This is a genomic window from Ornithinimicrobium sp. (assembly GCF_035267225.1).
Classification (GTDB): Bacteria; Actinomycetota; Actinomycetes; order Actinomycetales; family Dermatophilaceae; genus Ornithinicoccus.
The window spans coordinates 1-10,817 of the sequence record NZ_DATFMA010000065.1 but is presented as its reverse complement, the minus strand read 5'-3'; the positions used below and the strand labels follow the sequence as shown (position 1 = coordinate 10,817).

At 72.3% G+C, this 10,817-nt stretch carries 7 protein-coding genes and 1 pseudogene; 5 read left to right on the top strand and 3 right to left on the bottom strand.

Annotation, left to right across the window (positions count from 1 at the left end; translation table 11 throughout):
* The 3 genes and pseudogenes from VJ976_RS05540 to VJ976_RS05530 form a co-directional block, all read left to right on the top strand.
* Positions 1 to 253: pseudogene (locus VJ976_RS05540) on the top strand (hypothetical protein); the annotation flags it as partial.
* A gap of 42 nt (positions 254 to 295) precedes the next feature.
* Entirely contained in the window at positions 296 to 1,177 is an 882-nt protein-coding gene (locus VJ976_RS05535) for a PHP domain-containing protein (RefSeq protein WP_324099116.1), read from the top strand.
* Positions 1,174 to 2,043: a PD-(D/E)XK nuclease family protein gene (locus VJ976_RS05530; protein ID WP_324099115.1), complete on the top strand. Its 870-nt coding sequence runs from the start codon at positions 1,174 to 1,176 to the stop codon at positions 2,041 to 2,043. Before VJ976_RS05535 ends, VJ976_RS05530 begins: the two co-directional genes overlap by 4 nt.
* Here VJ976_RS05530 and VJ976_RS05525 read toward each other — a convergent pair.
* From VJ976_RS05525 to VJ976_RS05515, 3 genes are all read right to left on the bottom strand, one after another.
* Complete coding sequence (locus tag VJ976_RS05525) at positions 2,016 to 3,527, bottom strand: DEAD/DEAH box helicase (RefSeq protein ID WP_324099114.1); 1,512 nt, start codon at positions 3,525 to 3,527, stop codon at positions 2,016 to 2,018. The two genes, VJ976_RS05530 and VJ976_RS05525, sit on opposite strands and share 28 nt — an antisense overlap.
* Positions 3,528 to 3,707: 180 nt before the next feature.
* Positions 3,708 to 3,977 (bottom strand): GlsB/YeaQ/YmgE family stress response membrane protein, encoded by a 270-nt coding sequence (locus VJ976_RS05520; protein WP_324099113.1) that lies wholly within the window; start codon positions 3,975 to 3,977, stop codon positions 3,708 to 3,710.
* Positions 3,978 to 4,027: 50 nt separating this feature from the next.
* The gene (locus VJ976_RS05515) at positions 4,028 to 4,255 is read right to left on the bottom strand and encodes a DUF3107 domain-containing protein (protein WP_324099112.1); all 228 of its coding nucleotides are present in this window, start codon (positions 4,253 to 4,255) and stop codon (positions 4,028 to 4,030) included.
* 129 nt (positions 4,256 to 4,384) lie between these two features.
* Here VJ976_RS05515 and VJ976_RS05510 point away from each other — a divergent pair, with 129 nt between their 5' ends.
* Together VJ976_RS05510 and VJ976_RS05505 are read left to right on the top strand one after the other, a co-directional pair.
* Positions 4,385 to 7,660: an ATP-dependent DNA helicase gene (locus tag VJ976_RS05510; protein ID WP_324099111.1), complete on the top strand. Its 3,276-nt coding sequence runs from the start codon at positions 4,385 to 4,387 to the stop codon at positions 7,658 to 7,660.
* A partial coding sequence (locus tag VJ976_RS05505) for an ATP-dependent helicase (RefSeq protein WP_324099110.1) occupies positions 7,657 to 10,817 on the top strand: 3,161 nt, incomplete at its 3' end. The genes VJ976_RS05510 and VJ976_RS05505, both read left to right, overlap by 4 nt.

Below are 10,817 nucleotides of genomic sequence, written 5' to 3'. Positions count from 1 at the left end.
GCTGATGATCAGCACGGCCGCCATCTGGTGCCTGCTGCCGGGCCTGGCGGTCTACCGGGCGATCTTCCTGATCATGACCAACCCGGAGGAGCTCGCCACGTCCGCGATGGTGCAGATGGTGACCGCCATCGCCGTCGGCCTGGGCCTGGCCGCCGGGCTGTCCATCGGTAGCTACACGGCCAAGCGGCGCTTCGGGCTCGACCGCGCCGCGCTACGCGCTCGACGCCGCTCGCTGGGTGCGTACCACGCCTGACCGGCCCACCCCGCCGTCGGTCCGTTGACCTACGGTGCTCCTATGTCAACGACCGGTTCCGCGGCCTCGCCGGTGATCGACCTGCATGCCCACTCCGCGCACAGCGACGGCACCCAGTCGGCTGCCGACCTGGTGCTGGCAGCTTCGTGTGCGGGGGTCGACGTTCTCGGTCTGACCGACCACGACGTGGTCGACGGGTGGGACGCCGCGGCCGCGCAAGCCGCACGGGTGGGCATCACGGTCGTTCCCGGCGTGGAGCTGTCCACGCAGGTCGCGGGTATGTCGGTGCACCTACTGGCCTACCTGGTCGACCCGTGGGACCGGACCCTCGGCGCGATGATGGGCACCATCCGCGCCCACCGCACCGCTCGGCTGCGGCGGACGGTGGAGCTACTGGCCGCCGACGGCTACCCGGTCGACTACGACGAGATCGTCGCCTGGGCCGGCGCAGGGACGACCCTGGGTCGACCCCACGTCGCCGACGCCCTTGTCCGCGCGGGCTCCTTCCCCGACCGCGACGCCGTATTCGAAACGTTGCTGCACTCCTCGAGCCCCTATTACGTGCGCCATTGGGCTCCGTCGACGAGCGAGGCGATCGGGACGGTCCGCTCGGCCGGGGGCGTCCCAGTCCTGGCTCATCCGTTCGCCCACCGTCGGGGGAGAGTCCTCACCGAGGCCGACATCGACGACCTCGTGGACGTCGGCCTGTGCGGCCTGGAGGTGCACCATCCCGACCACGACGCCGAGGCCGTCGCGACTGCCGGCTCGATCAGTGCGCGGCGCGGCCTGGTGCAGACCGGCGCGAGTGACTACCACGGGACGGGTAAGTCGAACCGGCTGGCCCAGTGCACCACCGCGCCCGAGACGCTGGAGCGGCTGCTCGGGATGGGTTCGGGAAGCCCCCTGCTGGGGTCGCGCGGGTGAGCGACACCGACCCGGCGAAACGTGGACGGCTCCTGACGGTGAGCCCCTCCCGGCTGGCGTTGTGGCTCGACTGCCCCAAGGCCTATCGGATGCGCTACCTCGACCGTCCCCGGCCCCCGATGCCGCCGCAGCGGGCGGTCGTCTCCATCGGCAACTCGGCCCACGCGGCGCTCAGCCGGTTCTGGGACCTGCAGCCGCACGACCGGACGCCGGACGGCGTCCAGGGCCTGCTCGGCGAGGTGTGGCAGGAATCGGGCTTCGAGGGCGTGGAGCAGTCGCGCTGGTGGCGTCGGAGGGTCGCCATGTGGCTGGTCGACTATCTGCGCGGTGTCGACCGCGATCGCGACCCGATGGCTGTGGAGCGCACCGTGGCGCTGCCCACCGCGACGCTGGCCATCAGCGGCAGGGTGGACCGTGTGGAGGAGCGGGACGGTGAGCTCGTGGTGATCGACTACAAGACCAGTGCCAACCCGCCCGAGCCACACGCAGCACGAACCTCACTGGCGCTGGGGTTGTACGCCCTCGCGCTGTCGCGCATGTTCCGCCGGCCAGTCCGCCGGGTCGAGCTGCACCACCTGCCGACCCGCTCTCACGTCGCTCATCGGCATACGGAGATCTCGCTGCAGCGCAAGCTGGTCGAGGCAGAGTCGATCGGCGAGGACCTCATCGCCGCCCACACTGACTTCGACGCGCACGGCCTGGGTGCGGCCTCCTTCGAGGCCAGACCTTCGGCGCTGTGCCGGTGGTGCCCGGTGCAGCAGTCCTGCGAGCAGGGCCGTCAGGTCGGCCCGGCCATGTCAGGCAGCGCGGGGTTGGACAGGCTTGCCGCTGCGGGCGCTCAGTCGGCAGAGGAGGCGCCCGACTGAGCACCGCCCGAGCCGCGTCCCCGGCGGCGTCGCCGACGCTGGCCTCCGCTGGTCGTGTCGACCGTGCTCGTGCGTGGGGGCCGGCGTTCCCGGTGGCTCGCCTGTCCTCGCGAGGAGGAGCGAGGGGCGCCGCCTGAGCCAGAGCCACCGCCACGTGAGCCGCTGCGCTGACGACCCGAACCGGAGCTGCCCGGACGGTCCCGGCCACCTTCGATGTCTTCCACCTTCTCGGCGGCCAGCCCGGCCCGGGTGCGGGACGACTTGGGCAGCGTTCCGGTGGTGCCCTGGGGGATCTCGAGCTCGCTGTAGAGGTGCGGGGAGGAGGAGTAGGTCTCCTCCGGCTCCGGGATGCCGAGGTCGAGCGCCTTGTTGATCAGGGTCCACCGGTGCAGGTCGTCCCAGTCCACGAAGGTCACCGCGACTCCGGTCGCCCCCGCGCGTCCGGTGCGTCCCGTGCGGTGCAGGTAGGTCTTGTCGTCCTCGGGGCACTGGAAGTTGATCACGTGGGTGACCGCCTCCACGTCGATCCCGCGCGCGGCGACGTCCGTGGCCACCAGCACGTCGACCTTGCCCGAGCGGAAGGCCCGCAGCGCCTGCTCCCGGGCTCCCTGCCCGAGGTCGCCATGGATCGCGGCCGCCGCGAAGCCCCGCTCGCTCAGCTCGTCGGCGACCTTGGCCGCCGTGCGCTTGGTCCGGGCGAAGATGATCGTGAGCCCGCGCCCCTGCGCCTGGAGGATGCGCGAGACCATCTCCACCTTGTCCAGCGCGTGGGCCCGGTAGACGAAGTGCTCGACGGCGGCGACCGTGTGCCGGTCGTCGCCCTCGGTGATCGCGCGGATGTGCGTGGGCTGGGTCATGTACCCGCGGGCGAGCGAGACCACGGGGCCCGGCATGGTGGCGCTGAACAGCATCGTCTGTCGCCCCGCAGGCGTCATGGCCAGGATCTTCTGCACGTCGGGCAGGAAGCCGAGGTCCAGCATCTCGTCGGCCTCGTCCAGCACCACGGTGCGCGCGTGGGCCAGGTTGAGATGCCCCTTCTCGGCCAGGTCGATCAGCCGACCCGGCGTGCCGACGACGATCTCGACGCCGGCCGTGAGGCTCTCGATCTGCGGCTCGTAGGCACGACCGCCGTAGACCGTGAGGACCCGGACACCGCGTCGCGCACCGGCGCGCGTGACGTCGGTGGCCACCTGGCTGGCCAGCTCACGCGTGGGGGCGACCGCGAGCGCTTGCGGAGCCCCGGGAGCCACGAGGGAGGCGAAGCCCTCGTCGGTGGGACTCACGACGTGCTCCAGGATCGGCAGCGCGAAGCCCAGTGTCTTGCCGGTGCCGGTCTTGGCCTGGCCGATGATGTCGTGGCCACCCAGCGCAACCGGAAGGGTCATCGCCTGGATGGGGAACGGATGGGTGATGCCGGACTCGGCCAGGGCAGCCACCACGTCGGGGTGCAGGTCGAAGTCGGCGAAACTACGGTTCTCTTCCATGGGTCTCTCTTGATCGGCGTCATGCGGCGTCACTGCCGTAGACGGTTGTGGGGGCCGATCGGAGAGGTTCGTCGCTCGGCGGTGTCGCGTCGAGCATGCGCGTGTGCGCGGATCTGTCATGGTCGTGCCGACCGGGCACCTGGATGAGCCGAGTCTACGCCGAACTGGGCCGCACGCGAACTACCGGGACGACGGCTCGTCGTGTCCGAAGACCAACCCGTACAACACCACCAGGACGACGGCGGCAGCCAGCCCGGCCAGCAGGGCGAGGATGTCGAAACCCGGGCGGTCACCCACCGCCACGACGACCGCCGCACCCACCAGGCCTCCCGAGGCGCCGATGAGCACGGTCAACAACAACGAGATATCCCGCCGCCCGGGGACGAGCAGCCGGGCCAGGGGGCCGAGGATGAGACCGAGGATGAGGGCAGTCAGCAGCGTGAGAGTCATGGCCGCACCACTCGCGCCGCGAGCCCGCACGTGTGGGGCATGAGAGTGCCCTAGGCCGAGCCGAAGCCGACCTTGCCCTTCTCCTGCACGCCGATCTCGACGTACGCCAACGCACCGGCAGGCACCAGCACCTGACGGCCCTTGTCGTCCTGCAGGGTGATCATCCCGTCCTGGCCGGTGAGGCCAGCACGCACGGCGTCCTGCACCTGCTCGCTGCTCTGCCCCGACTGGAAGGTCAGCTCTCGAGAGACCTCGCGCACACCGATCCGTACTTCCACTGTGCTCCTCCTGCGTGTGTGCGAGGACGTTCCCCGCGCGAGACCAGTATGCCTGTCAGCCGGCCTCGCGCCGGTCGCCGGGCTGCCACAGCCGGCGGCCCTGTCGGCGGCAACTGGTCTGATGGGCCCATGCCGCATCCACCGCAGGGACACCGCTGCGCCGCTGACCGTCCGGTCGAGCTCGACCTCAGTCCCGGGTGGCAGCTCGACCCCGAGCAGCAGGCGGCGGTCTCGGCGGTCGTGGCGGGGCCGGCGCGCGTGGTCCTCGCGCTCGGCGCTCCCGGGACGGGCAAGACGCGAGTGGGCGCGGAGTGTCTCCGCCGGTTCGTGGCGAATCGCGTTGCGGACGCCGGTTCCGGCGCCGCAGTGCTGCTGGTCCCGACCCGAGTGCAGGCAGACCGGCTCGGTGCCGAGCTCGCACCTCACACCGCCGGAACCCGCACGCAGCCGTTGGTGCGCACCGCTGCCTCACTGGCGTTCGCGATCCTGCGTCGCGCATCCGCGCGGGCCGGCGACCCCGCCCCTCGGTTGCTGACCGGCGCCGACCAGGACGCGATCCTGCGTGAGCTGCTGGAAGGGCACGCGGATCACCCCGGCTCCCCGTCGTGGCCGGCACAGATGCAGATGGCGTTGGGTACGGCGGGGTTCCGCGCCCAGCTGCGGGAGCTGTTGATGCGGGCTGCCGAGCACGGGGTGGACCCGCCAGCCTTGCGTGCCCTGGGTGAGCGCCACGGACGAGCGCACTGGGTGGCTGCCTCCGAGGTGCTTCGTGAGTACGAGCAGGTCACTGCCTTGGCGACCCCGGGCACCTTCGACGCCGCAACGATCTGCCGGGCCGCCGCCGGCGCGCTCGAGGCCGATCCCGATCTGCGTTCCGCGGTCTCGAACGACCTGGGGATGCTGGTGGTCGACGACGCCCAGGAGCTCACCGCCTCCGCCGCGCATCTCGTGCGCACCATGGTCCACGGCGGAGTCCGGGTGCTGCTCACCGGCGACGGCGACGCCGCCGTGCACGGCTTTCGGGGCGCGCTTCCACGTCGGTTCGTCGAGCTGGCCGAGGAGCTGGCGATGAACAGGCCCGGCCCTGCCCGCCAGGTCAGCCGTCACGTGCTACGGGCATCACACCGTCAGCCGGAGTCCTTGAGGCTGGCGTCCGAGGAGGTGGTGCGGCGGATCGGCCTGAGCACCGGCGGCCATCATCGTGCGCTCCACTGCGCCGCCACCAGCCTCGATGAGCGCGATATCGAGCCCGTCGCTGGACCCGACGCACCCGGCTTCGAAGCCGCCGTGATGCCGAGTGGGTCTCAGGAAGCCGAGCTCGTGGCCCATCGGCTCCGGAGCGCGCACCTCGTCGAGGGCCTGGACTGGTCGGCGATGGCGGTGATCACCCGCTCCGGCGCCCGGCAGGCCACGATGCGCCGGGCACTGCAGGCGGCGGGGGTGCCGGTGCGCGGCGCCCCGACACACGGTCCGCTCGCGGCCGACCCGGCGGTGCGGCCCTTCGTGGTGGCCTACGAGGCCGTGGTGCGCTGGTGCGAGCACGGTGTGGACCGTCTCGAGCCCGAGGTGGTGAGCGAGCTCCTGACCTCGCCGATCGGCGGGGCCGACCCCGTCGCCATGCGCCGGTTGCGCCGGTCGGCGCGCCGACACTTCTCCCCGACCGTGGGACCCCGCGCGGCGCCCACGAGCACCGATGCGCTCCTGGGCCGGTGGGTTCTCGAGCCGGGATGGTCAGCACCCGGGCTGGATCCCGATCTGGTGCCGGTCGCACGCGTAGCCCGGGTGCTGCGCGCCGGGCGTGAGGCCATGGTCGATGCCACCGGAGCCCCGGTGCCCTCCCGTAGCGCTCACCGCCTGCTGTGGGCGGTGTGGGAGAGCAGCGGCGTCGGAGCACGGTGGGAGCGCGACGTGTGGGGTGGAGGTGCCGCAGGTGCCCGCGCCGATCGGCAGCTCGACGTGGTCATGGTGCTCTTCGCCGCGGTGCGGGACTACACCGAGCGCCTCGGGCGCCGTGACCCGGCGGGCTTCGCGACCCACCTGGCGGCTCAGGAGGTCGCTGCCGACTCCTTGGCGCCACAGCGCACGGCCTCGGAGGAGGTCGCCGTGTTGACCCCCCAGGCGGCCAGCGGCGGTCAGTGGGACATGGTGGCCGTGGTCGGCGTGCAGGAGGGGGTATGGCCGGATCTGCGGCTACGGGGCAGTCTGCTCGGCTCGGAGTCGCTGGTGGACGTGCTCCAGCACCGCCCCGTCGAGGGCGCCGAAGGGCTGCGCTCGGCCCGCAGCCAGGTGTGGGACGACGAGCTGCGCCAGTTCTACGTGGCACTCACCCGAGCCCGGCGGCGACTTCTGGTCACCGCCGTGGCCAGCGTGGATGAGCAGCCGTCTGTGTTGATGGACCTCGTAGCGCCCTCGGTGGACACTCGAGCTGCACCGGTGGTGCCGCCACGGCTGACCCTGCGCGGCGCCGTCGCAGACGTGCGACGTGATCTCGTGCGCGCTCACCGCGCGGGCGACCTCGAGGCGCGTGAACGGAGCGCGGAGCGGCTGCGCGCGCTGTCCGCTGCCGGGGTGGCCTGGGCCGACCCCTCGACGTGGCTCGACGCCAGGGCGGTCTCCGACGACACGCCCAGGGTGCCCACCGGGCCGGTGCCCGTCTCCCCGTCGACCCTGCAGACCTACCAGGAGTGCGCGTTGCGCTGGCTGCTCACGCAGCACGGCGGCGACGCGGGGCCGCGGTTGAGCAGCGCGGTCGGCACCTTGGTGCACGACATCGTGGCCAGCCACCCCCGCGCCGACCGCGCCGAGCTCATCGCTCGCCTGGAGGCTCGCTGGTCCGAGGTGGCGGCAGGGGAGTCATGGGTGGCCGAACGCCAGCAGCGCCGGGCGGCTCGGATGCTCGAGCGCTTCGTCGCGTACCGGGACGGAGCCGAGGCGCAGGGGCGCGAGCTGGCCGCGGTCGAGGTGCCGGCGTCGGTGGACGTCGGACGCGCGCGTCTGCACGGGCGCGTCGACCGTCTGGAGCGCACCGCGGACGGCTCCTACCTTGTCGTGGACCTCAAGACGGGGTCGAGCAAGCCGACGAAGGACGAGATCGGACACCATCCTCAGCTCGCCGCATACCAGGTGGCGGTGGTGGAAGGGGGCCTCGCGCCGGTGACCGGTTTCCCCGCGCGGAGCGCGGGAGCGGCATTGGCTCACCTGGGTTCCGCCGGTGTGCAGAGCGGACAGCCTCAGCGCCAGCCCTCGGTGGAGGCAGCCGAGGACCCGACCTGGGCTCACCGAGCCCTCGAGAGCGCCGCGACGGGGATGGCCGGAGCGGTCTTCCCCGCGACGGTCGGCTCCTGGTGCCGCAGCTGTGCGGTCAAGACGTGCTGCCCACTGCGGCCGGAGGGAGACCGGCGGTGACGCTCGCGACCTGGTCGAGCCAGCAAGGGCGAGCCACGCTGACCGCACGACAGATCGCTGACGCGCTCGGAGCGCCACCTCCTACCGCGGAGCAGGCAGCTGTCATCGAGGCGCCGGTCACCTCGATGCTCGTCGTCGCCGGTGCCGGATCAGGCAAGACCGAGACGATGGCGACGCGGGTGCTGTGGCTGGTCGCCAACGGCCACGTGCTGCCGCACGAGGTGCTGGGGCTGACCTTCACCCGCAAGGCGTCGATCGAGCTGTCGACACGTCTCGGCGACCGGCTCCGCGGGCTGCGTCGCAGCGGCCTGATGGGTCCTCCAGCCTCGACTGCTACCCCCGGTGCCGAGGTCGACCCGGACGTCGGCCTGGGGGCTGTACTGGAGAGCCCGACCGTGTCCACCTACCACGCCTATGCGGGTCGCCTGGTCGCCGAGCACGGCCTGCGGATCGGGGTGGAGCCGCACGCGCGAGTGCTCTCGGAGGCGGCCTGCTGGCAGCTGGCCCACCAGGTCGTCCACACCTGGACCGGTCCCATGCCGGGTCTGGAGCTGGCCGAGAACACCGTCGTCCAAGCGGTGTTGGACCTGTCGGCGGCGTTGAGTGAGCATCTGGTGGAGCCACACGAGGTCCACGAGTGGCTCCTCGACCACGTCGAGACACTGGAGCAGCTGCCGCCGGGTCCGGGTACCAGCAGGCGCACCGCCGCCATCGAGGTGGCGGGCGAGCTGGCGAGGAAAGCCCTCGTGCTTCCGCTGGTCACGGCCTACCGCGAGGCCAAGCGGGCTCGAGCCGCGGTCGACTTCGGCGACCAGGTTGCGGTGGCCGCTCGGTTGGCTCGCGACGTCCCCGCAGTAGGGGTCAGCGAGCGGTCCCGCTTCCGGGCCGTGCTCCTGGACGAGTTCCAGGACACCTCAGAGGCGCAGATGGTCCTGCTCAGCTCGCTGTTCGCACCCCGGCCCGGGGCGGGGGCAGCCGCGTCGCCCGACGACCAGAGCGCGGCTTCGCCGGGGGTTCCTGTGGTGGCCGTGGGCGACCCACACCAGTCGATCTACGGATGGCGTGGCGCGAGCGCGACGACCTTGCGCCGGTTCCCGCACCGGTTCGCACCCACGGGGGAGGACCAGACCCCGGTGCGCTCGCTGAGCACCTCCTGGCGCAACGCGCGGAGGGTGCTCGAGGTCGCCAACACGGTGGCCGAGCCGCTGCGGCGCGACGGCACGATTCCGGTGAGCAAGCTGCGGCCCGCCCCCGGCGCGCCCGAGGGGGACGTGCGCGTGCTCCGCTCCCCGACCCACCTCGACGAAGCCGTCGAGGTCGCCCGCTGGGTAGCGAGCCGGTGGCTGGACGCGCAGGGACGATGGACGGGCAGCAGCGCCGCGGTGCTGTGTCGCAACCGGTCGCAGTTCGAGCCGTTGGCCACCGCCCTGCGACGTGAGGGTCTGCCGGTGGAGATCGTCGGATTGGGTGGTCTGCTCGACGCGCCCGAGCTGATCGACATCGTCTCGCTGCTGTGGGTCGTGCAGGAGCCGAGCCGCGGAGACGCGGTGATGCGCCTCCTGGTGGGTCCGGTCGGCCGGCTCGGGGCGGCCGACGTGAGCGCGCTGTGGTCCTGGGCCCGGCACCTCGTGGCGGACTACCCGCAGGAGGAAGCCACCCTGGGCGAGGCGCTGGACCGGCTGCCCCCGCCCGGCTGGTTCTCCTCGCACGGCGCCGGCCTCACCGACACGGCGCACCGGAGGCTGACTGGTCTGAGCCGGGCGGTCACCCGGCTTCGGTCGCTGGTGGGGCTACCGTTGGCGGACCTGCTTATCGAGGCCGAACGCGCCCTGGGCCTGGACATCGAGGTCTCCGCGGACCCCGACGTCGCGCCCGGATGGGCCCGTGCGCACCTGGACGCGCTGGTGGAGGTGGCGTCTGCCTTCGCCGCCACCGCTGACCGGCCCACGCTCGGCGGCTTCCTGTCGTGGCTGGACGCCGCCCGGGAGCACGAACGGGCACTGGAGGACGTCGAGGTGCCCGAGCTGGCGGAGGTCAGCGTGCAGACCGGCGCCGTGCAGCTGATGACCGTGCACGCAGCCAAGGGTCTGGAATGGGATGTGGTCGCGGTGCCGGGCCTGGCTGAGGGAGTGTTTCCCGTACTCCCGGGGAGGTCGCGCTCGCACCCGTCCCGCTCCTCGCAGGCCGACCCGGTGCCGCAGTGGTCCTACCGTCCGCACGCCGTGAACGGATGGCGTAGTGGGATCGGTGCCCTGCCCTATCCCCTGCGGGGTGACCGTGAGGGCCTGCCGGAGCTGGACCTGGCCGGCCAACCCGACGCGGCCGCGCTCAAGAGCGCACTGGCGCAGTTCGCGACCGCCGGAATCGAGCATCGGGTTCGCGAGGAACGTCGGCTGGCGTATGTCGCGATGACGAGGGCGCGGCGGGAGATGCTGCTCAGTGCCCCTGTCTGGTCGACCACCACCCGCCCGCGGGTCACCTCACGCTTCTTGGGTGAGGTGGTGGACGCTGACGCCGCACGATCTGCGGGTGGGCTGTCTCACGGGCCCTGGACGCCGATGCCGGTCGACGAGAGCGTCGAGAACCCGTTGGCCGCTGCGGCCGAACGAGCGCAGTGGCCGGCCGTGCCGGGGCAGCGACGAGCCACGATGACGGACCTCGTCGAGACCGTGCTGGCAACCCCGAGCACCATCAGGGAGGTGACAGGGGATTCCGACATCGCAGCAGATTGGCACGGTGGCCGCGGCCCGCGTGAGCCCGACCAGCGCGACGAGCTCATCGCCATGCTGCTGGCCGAACGCGAGGAACGGCAGGGCGCGCGCCACCGGGGTCGTCGACCGGCCCCGCCCTCGCGGCTGTCCACGTCCTCCTGGCTCGCCCTCGCCGCCGATCCCGAGCGGTTCGCTCGTCGCTTGCGTCGTCCGATGCCCGCACCCCCCAGCCCGGCCGCCGAGGTGGGCACCCGGTTCCACGCCTGGGTCGAGCAGCACTACAACGTGCCGGTGCTGCTCGACTGGCAGGCCGACGGCGCTGAGGAGGACACCTGGCCCATCGACGGAGACCTGGGGTCACTGCAGGAGCGCTTCCTCGCTAGCGAGTGGGCCGCTCGCACTCCGGTCGCGGTCGAGATGTCGGTGAGCACAACGGTGGCCGGCCG

What these genes read in the sequence shown, in the direction of transcription:
- VJ976_RS05510 (WP_324099111.1), top strand. Translation starts at nt 4,385, where the DNA reads ATGCCGCATCCACCGCAGGGACACCGCTGCGCCGCTGACCGTCCGGTC.
- VJ976_RS05525 (WP_324099114.1), bottom strand. Translation starts at nt 3,527, where the DNA reads ATGGAAGAGAACCGTAGTTTCGCCGACTTCGACCTGCACCCCGACGTG.
- VJ976_RS05535 (WP_324099116.1), top strand. Translation starts at nt 296, where the DNA reads ATGTCAACGACCGGTTCCGCGGCCTCGCCGGTGATCGACCTGCATGCC.
- VJ976_RS05520 (WP_324099113.1), bottom strand. Translation starts at nt 3,977, where the DNA reads ATGACTCTCACGCTGCTGACTGCCCTCATCCTCGGTCTCATCCTCGGC.